This is a genomic window from Nonomuraea insulae (assembly GCF_042656245.1).
In genome coordinates, this window is sequence record NZ_JBHSPA010000008.1 from 103,073 (window position 1) to 119,985 (window position 16,913).

General features: G+C 69.7%; 13 protein-coding genes and 1 pseudogene. 8 read left to right on the forward strand and 6 right to left on the reverse strand.

Annotated features, from left to right (window positions below; genetic code table 11):
- The first annotated feature begins 148 nt into the window (after positions 1-148).
- The gene (locus ACFPZ3_RS05945) at positions 149-1,507 is read left to right on the forward strand and encodes a glycoside hydrolase family 6 protein (protein ID WP_379512921.1); all 1,359 of its coding nucleotides are present in this window, start codon (positions 149-151) and stop codon (positions 1,505-1,507) included.
- 110 nt (positions 1,508-1,617) lie between these two features.
- Positions 1,618-2,595, forward strand: coding sequence for an LLM class flavin-dependent oxidoreductase (locus tag ACFPZ3_RS05950; RefSeq protein ID WP_379512922.1), 978 nt, complete (start codon positions 1,618-1,620; stop codon positions 2,593-2,595).
- Here ACFPZ3_RS05950 and ACFPZ3_RS05955 read toward each other — a convergent pair.
- Together ACFPZ3_RS05955 and ACFPZ3_RS05960 are read right to left on the reverse strand one after the other, a co-directional pair.
- Entirely contained in the window at positions 2,592-3,029 is a 438-nt protein-coding gene (locus ACFPZ3_RS05955; protein ID WP_379512923.1) for a hypothetical protein, read from the reverse strand. The two genes, ACFPZ3_RS05950 and ACFPZ3_RS05955, sit on opposite strands and share 4 nt — an antisense overlap.
- 10 nt (positions 3,030-3,039) lie before the next feature.
- Positions 3,040-4,107, reverse strand: a complete 1,068-nt coding sequence (locus ACFPZ3_RS05960) for a DUF6745 domain-containing protein (RefSeq protein ID WP_379512924.1) — start codon at positions 4,105-4,107, stop codon at positions 3,040-3,042.
- 169 nt (positions 4,108-4,276) lie between these two features.
- Between ACFPZ3_RS05960 and ACFPZ3_RS05965 the strand changes: the two genes are divergently transcribed.
- Together ACFPZ3_RS05965 and ACFPZ3_RS05970 are read left to right on the forward strand one after the other, a co-directional pair.
- Positions 4,277-5,548, forward strand: coding sequence for a vanadium-dependent haloperoxidase (locus ACFPZ3_RS05965; RefSeq protein ID WP_379512925.1), 1,272 nt, complete (start codon positions 4,277-4,279; stop codon positions 5,546-5,548).
- A 116-nt stretch (positions 5,549-5,664) separates the two neighbouring features.
- Positions 5,665-6,369 carry a response regulator gene (locus tag ACFPZ3_RS05970; protein ID WP_379512926.1) on the forward strand — a complete coding sequence of 235 codons (705 nt, stop codon included), beginning with the start codon at positions 5,665-5,667 and terminating at the stop codon, positions 6,367-6,369.
- Between the two features lie 7 nt (positions 6,370-6,376).
- Here the strand turns inward: ACFPZ3_RS05970 and ACFPZ3_RS05975 are convergent, their stop codons facing one another.
- A complete protein-coding gene (locus ACFPZ3_RS05975) occupies positions 6,377-7,561 on the reverse strand; it encodes a PucR family transcriptional regulator (RefSeq protein WP_379512927.1) in 1,185 nt (394 codons plus the stop codon).
- 192 nt (positions 7,562-7,753) lie between these two features.
- On the opposite strand from ACFPZ3_RS05975, the gene ACFPZ3_RS05980 reads away from it, so the two are divergent.
- Together ACFPZ3_RS05980 and ACFPZ3_RS05985 are read left to right on the forward strand one after the other, a co-directional pair.
- Positions 7,754-8,776 carry an ATP-binding cassette domain-containing protein gene (locus ACFPZ3_RS05980; protein ID WP_379512928.1) on the forward strand — a complete coding sequence of 341 codons (1,023 nt, stop codon included), beginning with the start codon at positions 7,754-7,756 and terminating at the stop codon, positions 8,774-8,776.
- Positions 8,773-9,612 (forward strand): ABC transporter permease, encoded by an 840-nt coding sequence (locus tag ACFPZ3_RS05985; protein WP_379512929.1) that lies wholly within the window; start codon positions 8,773-8,775, stop codon positions 9,610-9,612. The genes ACFPZ3_RS05980 and ACFPZ3_RS05985 overlap by 4 nt, the downstream gene beginning before the upstream one ends.
- 2,016 nt (positions 9,613-11,628) lie before the next feature.
- On the opposite strand, the pseudogene ACFPZ3_RS05990 reads toward ACFPZ3_RS05985, so the two are convergent.
- A pseudogene (locus ACFPZ3_RS05990) lies at positions 11,629-12,765 on the reverse strand (BTAD domain-containing putative transcriptional regulator); the annotation flags it as partial.
- Between the two features lie 117 nt (positions 12,766-12,882).
- Between ACFPZ3_RS05990 and ACFPZ3_RS05995 the strand changes: the two are divergent.
- The gene (locus ACFPZ3_RS05995) at positions 12,883-13,926 is read left to right on the forward strand and encodes a hypothetical protein (protein WP_379512930.1); all 1,044 of its coding nucleotides are present in this window, start codon (positions 12,883-12,885) and stop codon (positions 13,924-13,926) included.
- A gap of 43 nt (positions 13,927-13,969) precedes the next feature.
- On the opposite strand, the gene ACFPZ3_RS06000 is transcribed toward ACFPZ3_RS05995, so the two are convergent.
- The gene (locus tag ACFPZ3_RS06000) at positions 13,970-14,836 is read right to left on the reverse strand and encodes a LysR family transcriptional regulator (protein WP_379512931.1); all 867 of its coding nucleotides are present in this window, start codon (positions 14,834-14,836) and stop codon (positions 13,970-13,972) included.
- 107 nt (positions 14,837-14,943) lie between these two features.
- On the opposite strand from ACFPZ3_RS06000, the gene ACFPZ3_RS06005 reads away from it, so the two are divergent.
- Positions 14,944-15,591 (forward strand): dihydrofolate reductase family protein, encoded by a 648-nt coding sequence (locus ACFPZ3_RS06005; protein WP_379512932.1) that lies wholly within the window; start codon positions 14,944-14,946, stop codon positions 15,589-15,591.
- 79 nt (positions 15,592-15,670) lie between these two features.
- Here ACFPZ3_RS06005 and ACFPZ3_RS06010 read toward each other — a convergent pair whose 3' ends face one another.
- Positions 15,671-16,573: a helix-turn-helix domain-containing protein gene (locus tag ACFPZ3_RS06010; RefSeq protein ID WP_379512933.1), complete on the reverse strand. Its 903-nt coding sequence runs from the start codon at positions 16,571-16,573 to the stop codon at positions 15,671-15,673.
- Positions 16,574-16,913 lie beyond the last annotated feature (340 nt).

Consider the following 16,913-nt stretch of genomic DNA (forward strand, 5'->3'; position numbering starts at 1 on the left):
TCCGAAAGGGGCTCTGGCCTGCGGTGATGGCTTAAGGATCGACCCGATGTCTTTGTCCGGGCACCGGTGGCTACCTACGATCCGAGTGCCTGTGGGAGCGCTCCCACATGACGGACGGAGTTCAATGTCTATGTCTCGCAGAAGGCCCATGTTGGCGGTGCTCCTCGCGGCGGCCGCCACGGCCGCGGCGGGGGCGGTCGTCCTGTCCTCCTCCATCGCTCAGGCCGCCGACTCCGCTTTCTACGTGGATCCGCAGACGAACGCGGCCAAGTGGGTAGCAGCGAACCCGAACGACAGCAAGACCGCCGTGATCAGGGACCGGATCGCCGCGGTGCCGCAGGGGCGGTGGTTCGCCTCGTACAACCCGACGACCGTGCGCAGCCAGGTGGAGGCGTACGTCGGCGCGGCAGCGGCGGCGGGCAAGATCCCGATCATGGCCGTGTACGCGATGCCGAACCGCGACTGCGGCGGCGCGAGCGCGGGCGGCGCCCCCGACCACGCGTCCTACCGTGCCTGGATCGACCAGATCGCCGCCGGGCTCGGCGGCCGGGCCGCCTCCATCGTGCTGGAGCCGGACGCGCTGGCGATCATGACGAACTGTATGAACTCCTCGGAGCAGGCCGAGGTGAAGGCGTCCATGGCCTACGCGGGCAAGAAGTTCCGGGGGACGTCGTCGCAGGTCAAGGTGTACTTCGACATCGGGCACGACAGCTGGTTGTCCGCTTCTGAGGCGGCTTCCAGGCTGAACGGCGCGGACGTGGCCAACAGCGCGGACGGCATCGCGGTCAACACCTCCAACTACCGTGCGACGCCGGGGCTGGTGTCGTACGCGAAGAGCATCATCTCGGCGACCGGCGTCTCCAGGCTCAAGGCGGTCATCGACACCAGCCGCAACGGCAACGGGCCGGCTGGCAGCGAGTGGTGCGACCCCGCGGGGCGGGCCACCGGCATCTGGAGCACCACGAACACGGGCGACTCCGCGATCGACGCCTACCTCTGGGTCAAGCCTCCCGGTGAGGCGGACGGGTGCATCGCGGGGGCGGGGCAGTTCGTGCCGCAGCGCGCGTACGACCTGGCCATCGCCGCGCCGCCCCCCACCGGCACACCGACCGTGACGCCGACGGTGACGCCGACGGTGACCCCCACCGTGACGCCCACTGTGACGCCTACCGTGACGCCCACTGTGACGCCCACGACCGGGCCTGGTGGGTGCGCGGCGACGTACAAGGTGACGAGTCAGTGGTCGAACGGCTTCCAGGCCGAGATCACCGTGAAGAACACGGGCGCGTCCTCGATGAAGGGCTGGAAGGTCGGCTGGACGTTCCCGAACGGTCAGACGATCTCGCAACTCTGGAACGGCAACCTGTCCGGCAGCGGCACCGTCAGCGTCACGAACCTCACCTGGAACGGCGCCGTGACGGCGGGCGCGACGGTCACGTTCGGCTTCCTGGCGAGCCACAGCGGACAGAACGGCACACCTTCCGCGCTCACCTGCACCGCTTCCTGACCGCGTGACGAGCCCCTGCGGCACTTCCGCAGGGGCTCGGTGAAATAACCGCGCTTTCGCGGCTGTTGTCCACAGCCAGGTCACATCGCTCATGCGAAAGGCGCGTACTCATGGCTCTGCCGCTGTCCATTCTCGATCTGGCGCACATCGGCGAGGGCGAGACGGCGGGTGACAGTTTCGCCGCCAGCGTGGCCCTCGCCCAGCGGGCGGAGGAGCTGGGATACCTGCGGATCTGGTACGCCGAGCACCACAACATGTCGAGCATCGCCTCCTCGGCGACCAGCGTGCTCGTGGCTCACGTGGCCGCCCACACCCGGACGATCCGCCTGGGATCGGGCGGTGTCATGCTGCCGAACCACTCGCCGCTGACCATCGCCGAGCAGTTCGGCACCCTGGAGACGCTCCACCCCGGCCGCATCGACCTCGGCCTCGGCCGCGCCCCCGGTAGTGACCAGCAGACGATGCGCGCCCTGCGCCGCACCCCTTCCTCTGCCGACTCCTTCCCGCAGGACGTGCTGGAGCTCCAGGGATACCTGAGGGGCGAGTCCCGCATCCCCGGCGTGGACGCCACGCCTGGCAAGGGGACCAACGTGCCCCTGTACATCCTCGGGTCCTCCCTGTTCGGGGCCCAGCTCGCCGCCGCGCTCGGCCTCCCGTACGCGTTCGCCTCGCACTTCGCGCCCACCGCGCTCGAGGAGGCCGTGGCGATCTACCGGCAGGAGTTCAAGCCGTCCGCGCAGCTCGACAAGCCGTACGTGATCGCCGCCCTGAACGTGATCGCGGCGGAGACCACCGAGGAGGCGCAGGAGCAGTTCCTGGCCTCCAAGCGGCTCCGGGTGAGCAGGTTCCTCGGGCGGGGGCGCGCGTTCACGACCGAGGAGGCCGACATGATCCTCGACTCGCCGGCCGGACAGCAGATCGTGCAGATGGCCAAATACTCGGCCGTGGGTGACCCGGGCGAGGTCAAGGCGTACGTGGAGAGGTTCGCCGAGCACTCCCACGCCGACGAGCTGATCGTGGCGTTCGCGGCGCCCGACAGGAAGGCGTGGATGCGCTCGGCGGAACTGCTGGCCGAAGTGCACGTCTAGTCGGCGACGAGCCGCGCCCGGCGTCCTTCCTGTTCGCGCTGCCGCCGCACCACGTACGTGCCGGCCGCGCATCCCGAGCCCCCGTGTTCGGGATGCAGCAGGTAGACGGGCGCGGTGGCGGTGAACACGCCGATCGCCAGGCCGCTGGAGTCCGAGACGCGCCTGGTCCAGCGGCAGGTTCCCGGCTCGGCGACGAGCGTGTGCGGGTTGCCTCCCGCCGCGCCGCGCAGCAGCTCGATGCCCTCCGGGGGCACGGGCTCCCAGCGGGCGCCGGGCCAGGGGGACACCGACGCGGCGACGACGGAGAGCGGGATGACGATGAGGTCGCCCTGGGCCTGGAGGCCGTCGATGACGGGGATGCGTACCGACTGTTCGAGATGGTCGAGTACGGAGAGTCCGGTTTGTCGGGTCAGGGAAGCGAGCGTGACAGTCATGGGAATCACCTCAGGTTCTGCGTAGGAGCTGGGAGTACTGCTCGCCGGACAACCCGTACGTCCAGCCGGCGGCGGCGAGCGGATCGGAGAAGTGGGCCGGCACGGTGAGGCCGTACCGCCGTCGATGGCCGTCGCGCTCGACGGAGCCGTTGACCGCGAGGAGCACCCTCGTGTCCCGCCGCACGTCGTAGAGCCGCAGCTCGAAGCCCGGGTTGCTGGGATCGGGCGCGGCGCCGACCAGTCGCAGACCGGCCTGCTCGATGTACGAGCTCCAGCCGATCCTCTCGATCGCGCAGCGCCTGACCTCGACATTGGCCTCCTCCTCGATGCGCCGGACGGTCGGGTCCTCGATCACCCAGGACGGCACCTGCGTGCCGTGCCAGGCGTGCACGGACCACCCGTCCGCGTACCGGACGGCCGGGCCGTCCGGGTGGTGCGGCTCGACGGCCTCGTCGCCCTCCGTGTGCAGGGCGACGGGACGCTCGGACACCACGCACACGTGCTCGCCCGGCCACCACCAGTGGCATGACCTGGCGATGGCCGCCCACAACTCGAACTGCTGGAGGTGCTCGCCGGTGAACGCCACGCCGGCGACCCGGCGCAGGGCGTCGTAGTGGGCGATCCAGGAGACGTACTGGAGCTCGTACCAGTTGCCGCGCAGGGGGAACCCCCAGCTATGGGCCTGCCGGAGGGGCGGGAGAAGGCAGCGGGTGATGGAGCCGAGCAGCGGGAACTGCACTTCCCGGCGGATGAGCTGGTCCATCGGCAGTTGTGTCCGCCGCAGCGTGGCGTCGATCTCACCGCACAGTTTGCTCTTGAGCGAACGGAGCCTGATCGGGACCGGCCACTCGGCCACGCGCTCGATGTTCTCCGAGGGGCGTAGCCCTGGGGGAGCGGTGGCCAGGGCCGCGACCGGTGAGGCGACCCAGTGGAATCGTGGTGGGCTCAGCCCGAGGAGCCGGTAAAGACCGGAGATGGCGGCCTCTGCGGCCGGACGGTCGGCGGGCAGCGTCGAGAGCGCCAGACGCAGCCATTGTTCACGGAGCGCGGCAGCTTCCCGCTGCACGATGTCGCTCACCGGGTGAGGGCTTCAGCGCCCTCCCTTCGAATGATCATGCTTTAAGCCTGACAGACGGGAACGCCTCTTGTCCAGCCGGTCCCGGCGGTTTGTTTTCGGTTGCGTCATTACCGATTTTTCGACCTATTAGCTGCTGTGGCGGATGTGGCGGGCATTGTACTTTGCTTGCATGCTTGCTTTATGTGGCACGGGCCGGGCCCTTTGCTTGGTCGTCGTCGCCGTGTCGCTCGGCTCGTCAACCGCGTACGCGTCGGTTTCTCAAGCGGCCCCGCCCGACAATGCCGTCATCGTCTGGGACAGAAACGCCCAGACGGCGATCTGGGACATCGCCGGCCAGCAACCGCAGGTCCAGGCGCGCAGCTTCGCCATGGTCCACGGAGCCGTCTATGACGCGGTGAACGCGATCGCCGGCACCCCCTACCAGCCCTACCTGGCCGCACCGGCGGCCAAGGGCGGCGAGTCCACGGACGCGGCCGTCGCGACGGCGGCCTTCCGGGTGCTGAACGAGTTGTTCCCGGCCCAGCAGGCGAGGTTGACGACGCAGTACGACGAGGCGATGGCCACGATTCCCGACGGCGGCGCCAAGCGGCGCGGCACCACCGTGGGCGCCCAGGCGGCCGCCGCCATGATCGCCGCACGGCGGAACGACGGGGCCTTCGGCGACCAGACCTGGACCGTCGGCACCCAGCCAGGGCAGTGGCGGCCGACGCCTCCCGCGTACGCCTCCGACGGGGCCTGGGTCGGGCACCTCAAACCGTTCCTCATCCCCAGCGCGTCCATGTTCCGCACCTCGGGCCCGCCCGCGCTCACCAGCGACCGCTACGCCCGCGACTTCAACGAGGTCAAGACGATCGGGTCGGCGACCAGCACGGTCAGGACGGCCGACCAGACGCAGGCCGCGATCTGGTGGCACGACCGGCACCTGGCCGAATGGGAGATCAAGCGCCAGCTCGCCACGAACCGGCGGCTGAGCACGCTCCAGAGCGCGCGGATGTTCGCGATGGTCGACCTGGCCGAGGCCGACGCCACGACGGCGTGCTTCAACGAGAAGGCGACGTGGCACTTCTGGCGGCCGATCACCGCGATCCAGCAGGCCGACACCGACGGCAACCCGGAGACGGCCGCCGATCCCACCTGGACGCCGCTGCTCGTCACGCCGCCGCATCCCGACTTCACCTCCGGCCACGCCTGCTTCACCGCGGCGAGCATGACGGCGCTGACGTACTTCTTCGGCCGGGACGACATCTCCTTCAGCGGATACAGCGCGGCCTCGGGCACCACCCGGCATTACCGCAGTTTCTCGCAGGCGATCGCCGAGGTCATCGAGGCCCGCGTCTGGGGCGGCATCCACACCCGTACGGCGGACGTGCAGGGCGCGAAGATCGGCCAGCAGGTCACCGCGTACGCGGTCAAGCACTACTTCAAGCCCCGCGGGCAGTGAATCGCCGGACGGAGGAACTCCGCCAGATCTGGAGCTCGCAACGAGTGATCGGCTTCAGTCGCTAGGCTGCGTCACGGCGAGAGCGCGGCCGGACGAGGCGACGGGGTGACGGCGGGGTGGCGGAGGAAGCGGCGCGGTCCGGTTCGACGGCAGGCGGGGACGGCCCGATCATCGCGGTGATCGTGGATGATCATGCGGCCATCGCCGCCGGGGTCCGGTACTGGTGCGCCCAGGCCGTACCGCCGATCGAGCTGATCGACGCGGAAGACCGGCTCGCCGACGTCTGGACCGGCCCCGGCGCCGAAGCCGACGTGGTGATCTTCGACTTGGAGCTGGTGCCGCGCAGACCGGACTTCGGCGAGCTGCGCCGGCTGGTGGACAACGGCCGGCGCGTGATCGTCTACTCCCAGCACACCGACGACGCGACCGCGATCAAATGCGTCGACCTCGGCGCCCTCGCCTACCTGACCAAGCGGGAGGGGCCCGAGCACCTGGTGCCGGCCATCCGGGCGGCCGCGCGGGGCGAGGCCTACACCGCGCCGTCGTTGTCCGGGGCGTTCATCGCCGACGAATCCCCGGACCGGCCGCGGCTGTCCCAGCGTGAGACCGAGGTGCTGCGGGCGTGGTTCGTCTCCTCCTCCAAGGACCTCGTCGCCGCCAAGCTCAACATCACCGCCAAGACCGTGGACACCTATATAACGCGTGTACGGGTGAAGTACGCCAACGTGGGGCGGGCCGCCCGTACCAAGAGCGAACTCGTCGGCCGAGCCCTCGACGACGGGCTCATCACCCTCGCCGAACTCAACCGGACGGACCTCTGAAAGGCGGTCAGGCGAAGCCGTGTTCGGTCCACGCGCCTGCCAGCAGCCGGGTGACCGTGGTGCTCAGCACCCGGATGCCGTGCGTGGAGCCCGGCTCGATCCCCACCAGCTCCCGCACCCGCCGCAGCCGATAGTCGAGCGTACGCGGATGGATGTGCAGGGACTCGGCCGTACGCAGCCGGTTCATGTCGTTGCGATAGTAGGCGTCCAGCGTGGGGACCAGGTCCGGCCCGTCGCCGAGCCGCCGTGCCGTCTCCCGTAACCACTGGTCCACCTGCGGTGTCTCCATCGCGCCCAGCTCCGTGAACACGTCGGGCACCCCGTACACCTGGCGCGGCACCCGCTCGATCGGCGCCACCCGGCTGACCTTCCGCGCCAGTGCCGCCGCCTGGACCAGCGCACGGCGGCGCCCGTGAGCGGTGCCGACCGAGCACGGCAGCCCCACGACCTCGGCGACGGCCCGCGCCAGCGCCAGCCCGGTCCCCTCGGCCGCCGCCGAATCCTCCGGCCGCGTCCCGTTGTACGGCACCAGCGCGACGAACTCGTCCGGCTCCTGCCACCCGAACGGCACGCGGTAGTGCTGCAGCAGGATGGACACGACCTCCTCCCGGCACTTCTTCGGCGGCTCCGTGACCATCCGCACCACCATGACCAGATAGTGCTCGGTCACCGGCACCCCGAGGCTGCCGGCCAGCCCGTCGGCCATCGGGTCGTCGTGCAGCACCATGGTGGCCAGCAGGCAGATGCGTGAGGCCGCCGGCAGGAACCGTTCGTACCCCCGGAAGTAGCCGCGGGTGTAGACCGCCTGGGCGGCCGGGCCGTACCGGGCCAGCCAGTCGATCACCCGCATCGTGTCGGTCAGGTCGGCGGGCCCGGCCGCCTCGGAGATCTCCCGCAGCGTGAACGCGGCGTGCAGCGCGAGCGCGCCGCGCTGGCAGCTCGGCGCCACGCCCTGCGTGCCGCGCAGCTCGCCGACCGACTCGATGAAGGCCAGGTCGCTGTCCAGCAGCGGCTCGCCTGAGGCGGCCAGCTCGACCGTTCTACGCCGTACGACGACCGCGAACTCCATCATCGACGCCCGCGACCTGGGCTCGATCGCGTGGAAGCCGGCGATCTCGCCGGCGCAGGCGTCCACCACTTTCCTGGCGTTGTCGTCGACCCGGCGTTTGAGCATGCCGAAGAGGTCCCCCATGTCGAATTCTCCCCGTGACGTCGCCCGTTGTCTCATGTCTCCTTGAAACGCGCAGTCAGGTATTCGTCAGCCGGGCGGTTTCGTATCAGCGAATTTTCCTGAGTTTGCCGATCCTGGATTTCGGACCGCGGGCTTTCCACCGGTGAAACCTGCTGAGGGCGCCGTGAAACCGGTGCCGCCGAGAGTGAAGCCATGAGTATCACAGACCTCGGACGTCTCGGGGGCGAGCCGCCCTCCGACGGGGGAACCGACCTGGCCGTACATGCGGAAGGACTGGTGAAGACGTTCGGCGGGCACCGTGCCGTCGACGGGATCGATCTAGACGTACGCCCTGGTGAAATCTTCGGAGTCCTCGGCCCCAACGGCGCCGGCAAGACCACGATGCTACGGATGCTGGCCACCCTGTTGAAGATCGACGCGGGCCGCGCCGAGATCTTCGGGGTCGACGTGGCCGGCAATCCGCACATGATCCGCCAGCTCGTCGGCGTCACCGGACAGTACGCGTCGGTCGACGAGAACCTGACCGCCCGCGAGAACCTCTGGCTCTTCGGTCGCCTGCAGGGCGTCGCCGCGCCGCGCGCCCGGCGCATCGCCGTCGATCTGCTGGGCCAGTTCGGCCTGGAGGAGGCCGCCGACAGACCGATCGCGCAGTTCTCCGGTGGCATGCGCCGACGCCTCGACCTGGCGGCCAGCCTGATCACCAGGCCCCCGCTGATCTTCCTCGACGAGCCGACCACCGGCCTCGATCCACGCACGCGCGGCCAGATGTGGGACACCATCCGCGGTCTGGTCGCCGATGGCTGCACGGTGCTGCTGACCACACAGTATCTGGACGAGGCCGATCAGCTCGCCGATCGCGTCGCGGTCATCGACCACGGCCGCAAGGTCGCCGAGGGCACGCCCGACGAGTTGAAGAGCGCGGTCGGCAACTCCGCCCTTCAGATGCTGCTCGCCGAGCCGGACGAGGTGCCCATCGCCGTGGAAATCGTGCGGCGCGTCCTCGGCTCCGATCCGGTCCTCGGCACGGAACAGGGCCGCCTCAACGTCGCACTCGACCAGGCCGACCTGGCCGCGGACGTACTGATCGCGCTGCGCACCGCCGGGGTGTCGATCGCCTCGGTCAGCGTGGCCAAGCCCAGCCTGGACGAGGTGTTCCTCGCCCTCACCGGCCACGAGACGGACGGCGACAAGACCGGCACGGAGGAGAACCGATGAGCGACACCATGATCGCACCCGCCCGCGAGGCGGTCCGCGCCGCCGAACGTGTGGCGGCCGCCCGGCGGCGCGTCTCCATGAGAGAGACGTTCAGCCAGACCCTGACGATGGCGTGGCGGGCGGTCAAGAAGATGCGCCGCAACCCGGAGCAGTTCTTCGACGTGGCGCTGCAGCCCATCCTGTTCACCGCGATGTTCGCCTTCATCTTCGGCGGCGCCATCGCGGGTGACGTGCAGAGCTACCTCCCCCTGATGATCCCCGGCATCCTCGCCCAGACCGTGCTGACGACGTGCATGGCCACGGGCACACAACTCCGCGAGGACATGGAGAAGGGTGTCTTCGACCGGTTCAAGTCGTTGCCGATCGCCCGGATCGCGCCGCTCGCCGGCCCCATGGTGGCCGACCTGCTGCGCTACACGACCGCGGCCACTCTGACCTTCGGCATGGGCCTGGTGATGGGCTACCGCCCCGGCGGCGGAGTGGGCGGCGTGCTCGCCGCGATCCTGCTGGCGATCATCACGGGCTGGTCGCTGGCGTGGGTCTTCACCTGGGTCGGCACGATCGCCAGGAGCGCCCAGGCCGTCCAGGGCATCTCCATGATGATCCTGTTCCCGCTGACGTTCCTGTCGAACGCGTTCGTCCCGGTCGAGACCCTGCCCGGCTGGCTGGCCGCGTTCGTACGGATCAATCCGGTCTCACACCTGGTCACGGCGGCCCGCGACCTCGCCAACAGCGCGCTCGTCAGCGGAGAGGTGGCCTGGACGCTCCTGGCGTGCCTGATCGTCATCGCGGTCTTCGCGCCGCTGTCGGTCCGCAGTTACAAGCGGCACATGTGACCTCAGCCCGTCACGACCGGAGCCCCGCTCGACGAGATCGCGCGCCTCGTCGAGCAGGTCGGAGCCGCGTCGATCGCCGTACTCGGCCCGCACGGCCGCGACCATCCCGGGCGCGGCCCGCTCCGCGTACGGTTCGATCCGCTCGAAGCTCATGCAGGGCATGCTGCCGTTGTACGCGAACCGCTCGGCCAGCACCAGCAACCTGATCGCGTCGCGGGGGGCCATGGCTCCCCGCAGCAGCCCCCAGACACCGAGCGAGAAGATCATCGAGCCGCACAACGGGTAGTCGAGGTTGAGATTTTTCACGGTCAGCAGGTCGTAGCCCCGGACGGTGGAGAACAACTCCTCGCCGTAGCCGACGTCCTCCGGAGAGGCGTGGTACGCGAACGCCGTCAGGGCGGCCGACAGCGCGGAGATCGTCCACGGCGTGAGCTCCCCGCGCGGCACCCCGGGCAGGTGCAGGTCGTGCGCCCGCTGGACGGCCAGGCGATATTCCGCGAGCGCGGCGGCCGTCTCGCCGCGGGCGAGGGCGAGCTCGGCCGCGCACAACGAGACGACCGCCCTCCCGCCGAGCACTGCCTCGTTGTCGTGGATCCGGGTGAGCTCGGCGAGCTCGGCCGCCGCGGTGTCGAGGTCGCCGTCGGCGAGCGCGGAGACCACCAGCAGCGCGCGGAGCTGGGTCTCGTCGTCCGTGGCGCCGAGCCGGCTCAGCACCGGGATGGCGGTCCGCGCGTGTGAGACCGCCCGCCGGCGATCGCCGAGCTGCATGACCAGGTGGGCCAGCTCGGCGTGCACGATCGCGGTGGACCACGGCCCCTCCTCCTCGCGGATCATCGTCAGGGCCAGCTCGGCGGCCTCGACGGCTCCGCTCGCGTCTCCCGCGTTCTCCAGGACTTGGGCGTTGGCCTGCGTCGCCGCCAAGGCCAGGTCGCGGTCGGGGCTCCGGCACAACTCCGCCAGCCGGCCGCGTACGTCGGCGTCATCGGCCACGTCGCACGCGATCAGCACCGTGGCCAACGCCCCCACGCGGGGATCCGTCGCGTCACTGGTGGGCAGCGTGCGGAGGAGGTCGCGCACCGGATCGTCACGGCGATCGGCGAACATCACCACGTTCATGAGCGTGATCAGCATGGCGATCCTCGTCGCCTCGACGAGGTACGGCGGTGGCGTCCAGCCGACGATCATCCGAGTGATCGCGTCTCGGTGAACGAACACCCGGGAGTGGTCGCCGCGGATCGACCACAGCGAGCCGACGCCGACCAGCAACTGGAACGTCGTGACGGGATCGGCCTCGCCGAGAGCCTGCCGGATCAGTTCGGCGAGGTTGCTCTCCTCGGCGTGCAACGCGTCGGCCGCCGCGAACTGCGCCGGGCTGAACAGCCGGGAGGCGTGTTCGAGGGAGTACGCCGTGGCCCAGGCCCGCTGCGCCGCCCGGGCGGGCTCCTCCTCGCCGGCCTCCTTCAGCCGCATCCGCCCGAACTCCCTGACGGTCTCCAGCATCCGGTAGCGCAGGTCGTACGTCGTCTCGCGGACGCCGAGCATCGACTGCTCGCTCAGCGCGTCCACGGCGCGCAGGGCGTCCGGGCCGAGTACGTGCTCGGCCGTGGCCAGCGTGAAACCGTCGCCGAACAGCGACAACCACCGCAACGCCCGCCGTTCTGGCTCGTTCAGCAGATTCCACGACCAGTCGATGACCGCGAGCAGCGTCTGGTGCCGGTCGGGGGCCGTCCGATTCCCCCCGCGCAGCAGGGCGAATCGATCCGCCAGGCGTCGCGCGATCTCCTCCACCGACATCACCCGCACCTTGGCCGCGGCCAGCTCGATCGCGAGCGGCAGCCCGTCGAGGCGCGCGACGACCTCTTCGACCGCTCCCTCGTCGATCCGCACCCCAGGGCGGGCGGCCGTGGCGCGCTGGCGGAACAACTCCACCGCGTCGCCCGTGGGCAGCTCGCCGAGCAGGTAGACGCGTTCGGCGGGGATCGACAAGGGGGCGCGCGAGGTGATGAGCACCCGCAGGTCGCGGGTCGTCACGGTCAGGAACGCCACCAGGTCGGCGACCGCCTCGATCACGTGCTCGCAGTTGTCCACTATCAGCAACGCCGGAACCTGATCGAGATGCTGGGCGATCCGGGCGCGAACGTCGGAGCGCTGCTCGGCGGTCAGGACATGCCGTCCGCTGACCGAGTCCCGAACCCCGAGCGCCGAGCCGACCTCGCCCACCACGCCCTCCGGCGAGGAGACGCCGACGAGTTCGACGAAGTGCGCGATGGGCTGTGTGGCGTTCCTGCCGACGACGTGGGCCAGCCGCGTCTTGCCCAGTCCACCAGGGCCGATGATGGAGACCACCCGGTTGGTCTGCAACAGGGCGTGCACCGCGCGGATGTCGGCGTCCCGGCCGAGCAGCGAAGAACCGTCGAACAGGATGCCCTCACGTACCGGCCGATCGGCGACGAGGAGTTCGGCGTACACGCGGGCGAGATCGGGCCCTGGTCCGGTGCCGAGCCGTGCGACCAGGCCCGCGCGATAGCGCTCGTAACGCTCCAGAGCGGCGGCGGCACCTCGTACCGCGGCCTCGCTGCGCAGCAGGCAGGCGAGCAGTTCCTCGTCGTGCGGCCGATCAGCCGCGGCCTCCTCCAGCAGCGGCAGCGCGCCTTCGTGAGCGCCGCTCCGGCTCCGCGCGATCGCGGCCACCCGTCGCGCCTCGGCCACCTCCTTCGCGGCGACGTCCCTCATCTCGGCGAGGGCGCCCGTGGCGCCGTTCAAGCCGCCGCTCAGGAGACCTATGGCCTCTTCCGCGCGGAGACACGCCAGCGCCATGTCGTTCTCGCCCAGTGCGGCCCGTGCCTGCTCCACCAGCGCGCCGAGCAGCAGCACGTCCACCTGATCAGGGGGCAGCCCGAGCCGGTAACCACGCGGGATCCGCACCACGACGTCGGCGCAGGTCGCCGCCCTCGTCCGCGAGACGACCACCTGCAGCGCCTTCGCCGGGTTGGCCGGCGCCTCGTCCGGCCACAGCTCCTCGACCAGCCGCTCGTCACTGACTCCCGCACGCCCTTGCATGGCGAGCACGGACAGCAGGGTGTGCGCGCGGTCGCCCACCACGCGCACACCCCGCCAGCGAACGCCGTCGAGCAGGACGAGTGCGGGGGACATATCCTCAGCTTACGGACGCGACGCCGAAAGTAGCGTTTATCCCCGGAAAGCGGCCCTCCTCGGCCGATGGTCATCCACTACCCTGACTCCGGTTGATCGTTTCCGGGGGAAGGTGCCGTGACAGAGGAGCCCACGGCGTATACGCCATCCCCGAAGGCGGCGCTGCTGCGCTTCGGTGCGGTCGTGGCCGCGTCAGGACCGGTGATCTTAACCGCCTTCGGGATCGGCAGGCAGAGCGTCGCCTGGTTCTGTTCCTCGGAGGCCCCGGCTCCCTATTCGACGCCGGATCCGTACCCGCTGGGGGGTCCGTACTCGCTGGTGGGTCCGTACGGGCTGGATTCCTACGCGCCGGACGCCCTGCCGGGAGAGTTGCTGTTCTGGGCCGTTCTCCTGCTGCCGATCGCCGTGGCCGGCCTGGTTGTGAACGGCTCACGCCGAGCCACGCTCACGGCCGTCGCCGCGACCGCCGCAGTGCTCGCGTACGGGCTCGTCATCGCGTTTCTCCTGCCGGGCCTCGACCCGTGCACCGGGCGGGAACACGCGGTCGAGCCACCCTTCCTCCTGATCATCTGCTATCCGGTGGCAGCGGGGGCGCTGCTCCTGGCGGCCCGATCACCCCTGCGCCGCGGGAAGTACGGGATGATCCTTTGGGCGGGCGCCGCGGTCGCGGCGGCGTGGGCGGCGATGTTCGACCGCCTTCCTGCCATGTATGACATGTCCTGGGGCGCCACCCTCTACGTGACCAAGGCGTCCTCTTGGGACGGGCTCGCCTGGTGGTCCGGTGAGGCCGACACGATCGGCCTGCCGGTCGTCATCGTCGCGATGGCGGCCACCGCTTCAGCCCGGTGGAAACGTACAGCCGGAGTCGCTGCCGCAGCAGCTCTCCTTTCCTTCGTACTGCTCGACATCGTGACGTACACCAGCCTGGAGGACGACACCTTCGGGCTGCTCTTCTCCGGTTCGGTGCGCTGGCGTCTGCTTCTCGCGGCCGTCCTCGTCGCATCGGCCGCTTGGGACCCTCGGGTACGGATCTCCTGGGTCGGCACCGTCCACCTGGCGCGAAGCGTGATCTCCAGATGGACGAGGGATCTCACCGTCGTGTTCGTGATCGTGGCGGGCGCCATCTGGCTGATCGTCTCGTCCTTCATGCCGACCCGGTAGGAGAACCCGGAACGGCATCCACGCCCAGAGCTTGGGCAGGCGCCTATTCGACGGAGTCTCGCAAGGCCTGGATCAGTGCCATGGTGGCGGGCGGGTGGGGCGGATCGCCGTAGGTGACGGCGTAGATCTGGCGGGGGAAGTCGGTCAGTTCGGTGGTGTGGACGTCGGGTCGGCGGTGGGCCTGCAGCGCGAGTCCGGGCAGGGTGGTGACGCCCTTGCCGGCCGCGACGAGGGCCTGCACGACGACCATGTCGTCGCTGAGGGATGCGATGCGTGGGATGAAGCCGTCTCGCCGGCACACGGTGAACAACTCCTCCTGGCACCGCGCGCAACCGCCGATCCAGGCGGAGTGGCGATGGTTGGCGATGTTGTCGTCGGGTTGCCGGCTCACGAGATAGATCGGGTCGTCGCAGAGGTGGACGAGGTGGAACCCCTCTTCTTCTTCGAGTGGGGCGCCGGCGTGCTGGAAGATGAGCGCGACGTCGATCTCGCCGTGCCGCAGCATCTGCAGCGCTTCGACCGGGTGACGGTCGATCAGGATCAGCTCGAGTCCTGGGTGTGCCTGGGCCAGCGTCGCGGCCGCCTTGGGCACGATCGTGCTCAGCACCGAGGCGTTGGCGGCCAGGCGGACTCGCCCGGCCTGCAAGCCGACCTGTGCTGCCAGCTCGTTGGTGGCCGCGTCGACCCGCCCGATGATCTCGGTGGCCCGGATGGCCAGCAGGTGTCCTTCCGGGGTCAGCCGGATCCCGCGGCCGACGCGCTGAACGAGCTTGGCGGCAGTGGCCGCTTCCAGGCGGGCCAGATGGTGACTCACCGACGATTGCGAGTAGTGCAGCTCTTTTGCCGCTTCGGTCACGGATTCATGTCGCGCCACCGAGACCAGAACCTTGAGATGGATCAGGTTGAGCACTCATCGAGAATATCGATGCAATTACCCCAATATCCGCATTAGACGTCATAAGTCTCTTGATCCATGCTGGTGTCCACCAGAAAGCTCACCCTCGAAGGAGCACACTGATGTCCGCCGTACGAGTTCACAACTTCGCGATCTCGCTCGATGGCTTCGCCACCGGCGCCGGCCAGGCCCCCGACGCCCCCTTCGGTCACGCCGGCGAACGGCTGCACGAGTGGATGTTCGCCACCCGGTTCTGGCATGAGATGGGCGGCGGCCAGGGCGGCAGCGGCGGCGCCGACAACGCGTTCGCCGCGATGCACGGCCCTGGCATCGGAGCCGAGATCATGGGCGCCGGCAAGTTCGGCCCGCCCGGCTGGCAGGACGATCCCGACTACAAGGGCGCGTGGGGCGCCAACCCGCCGTTCCACACGCCGGTCTTCGTGCTCACCCACCGGCCGCGGCCCTCGATCGAGATGGCCGGCGGCACCACGTTCCACTTCCTGGACCTCCCACCCGCCGAGGCGCTCAAAAGGGCCCGCGAGGCGGCCGGCGGCCAGGACGTGCGCCTCGGCGGCGGGCCCTCGGTGATACGCGACTTCCTCGCCGAGGGGCTGGTCGATCACATGCACGTGGTGCAGGTCCCGATGGTGCTGGGCCGTGGAGTCCGGCTCTGGGACGGGCTGGAGTCACTGGAGGAGGCGTACCACATCGAGGCGGTCTCCACGCCCTCCGGCGTCACTCACCTGACGTTCACCGCCAAGACCCGGTGACAGCAGCCGAGCCCTATGAGCCGAAGAGCCCCTGAGACGGCATGCCTTTCCAGTTCGCGTGGGGGAAAGGTCGCGCTTCTCAACCGGCAATGGATGGATACCGGGCTGCCGCGAGGTCGTCGGTGAGGTCCGCCAGGGGAAGGTCGGTGTTCAGTGCGGTGACCACCGTCTGCGTCAGTGGACGGAGGGCGTAGACGTGGCGCACCGCATCGAGATTCACGGGTATCTCGTAGTAGTCTTCCGCGAACCGCCGGAACGCCTCCGGAGACGGATCGACGAGCCGTGCGAACAGGTGCACCGCCCCATCGGGGTCGCCCGCGCCGTCCGGGTAGTCGATCTCACCCACCCGCCAGCCGTCATCACCGGCCGTGCGCCACAGGCAGGCGGTCACGACCGGCATGCCGTCCTCGTCGCAGAACGCCGGCTCCCGCACACACTGGCGGAACGCCTCAGGGACGGAGTCGAGCACCCCCGGCCACGGCCCGTCGTTGCCGTACGGGCTCATCACCGCCTCGTGGGCGAAGCCCCGGATGTACGCACCCGCCGCGGAGAAGACGATGGAGTATTCGTCTCCCGACCCGTCGCGCATCGAGGCCATCTCCTCCCCAGCGCCCCAGCCTGAGCCGAAGGAGTGGTGGCGATTGGACCACTCCGGGCTCAGGATGGCCTCCAGCACCGCCATGGACCGGCACAGATCACGGAGCTGCGGGATCTCGGGCAGCTGGCGGGCCACATCGTGAGCAGTCATGAGCTTCATCCAATCGGATGCCAGTGACATCTCCCTGCGCCCTTCCGGACGGAATTGGAGTATCAGCGCCTCTCCGTGACGGGCCACCACATCCACTGACGAGACTTTGCCGCGCTCGATCTGCCAGACACGCGCCTTCGTCACGCCCATCAAGGCAGCGACCTCGCTCTGCGTCAGAGCGGCGCTTTCGCGGCACTGGGCAAGCTGCCAAGCGTCGATGAAATCGTCAACCATGCGCCGTGTCTCGGCAAGGGCCTCTTCTCCTCCGGTCTCAATGTGGGCTGGTCCTCCAACAGTTCACACTCAGCGAGAAACTCATCGAGCAGTTCGAAAGAACCTAGCCGTCGGCATCAGCACCGCGTACGGCCGCCCGCCGGCGGAGGTCCTGCCGATCCCGCTGACCGGCGCCTCCGAGGAGGCCGCCGAACGCCGGGCCGCCTACCGCGCGCCAGGGGCGGGCAACGCGGTCGTCGGGGTCACGGGCGGTGACTGGCGCACTCAGGTGGGCCTGCTCGCGAAGACCGCCCGCCTACTCCGTGAGCACTCCGCCTGACGATCTCGCAACCGCCCCGCC

Coding starts and splice junctions, on each gene's coding strand:
- ACFPZ3_RS05975 (WP_379512927.1), bottom strand. CDS start 7,561: ATGGGGGACCTCTTCGGCATGCTCAAACGCCGGGTCGACGACAACGCC.
- ACFPZ3_RS05950 (WP_379512922.1), top strand. CDS start 1,618: ATGGCTCTGCCGCTGTCCATTCTCGATCTGGCGCACATCGGCGAGGGC.
- ACFPZ3_RS05945 (WP_379512921.1), top strand. CDS start 149: ATGTTGGCGGTGCTCCTCGCGGCGGCCGCCACGGCCGCGGCGGGGGCG.
- ACFPZ3_RS06005 (WP_379512932.1), top strand. CDS start 14,944: ATGTCCGCCGTACGAGTTCACAACTTCGCGATCTCGCTCGATGGCTTC.
- ACFPZ3_RS05985 (WP_379512929.1), top strand. CDS start 8,773: ATGAGCGACACCATGATCGCACCCGCCCGCGAGGCGGTCCGCGCCGCC.
- ACFPZ3_RS05980 (WP_379512928.1), top strand. CDS start 7,754: ATGAGTATCACAGACCTCGGACGTCTCGGGGGCGAGCCGCCCTCCGAC.
- ACFPZ3_RS05955 (WP_379512923.1), bottom strand. CDS start 3,029: ATGACTGTCACGCTCGCTTCCCTGACCCGACAAACCGGACTCTCCGTA.
- ACFPZ3_RS05965 (WP_379512925.1), top strand. CDS start 4,277: ATGCTTGCTTTATGTGGCACGGGCCGGGCCCTTTGCTTGGTCGTCGTC.
- ACFPZ3_RS06010 (WP_379512933.1), bottom strand. CDS start 16,573: ATGGTTGACGATTTCATCGACGCTTGGCAGCTTGCCCAGTGCCGCGAA.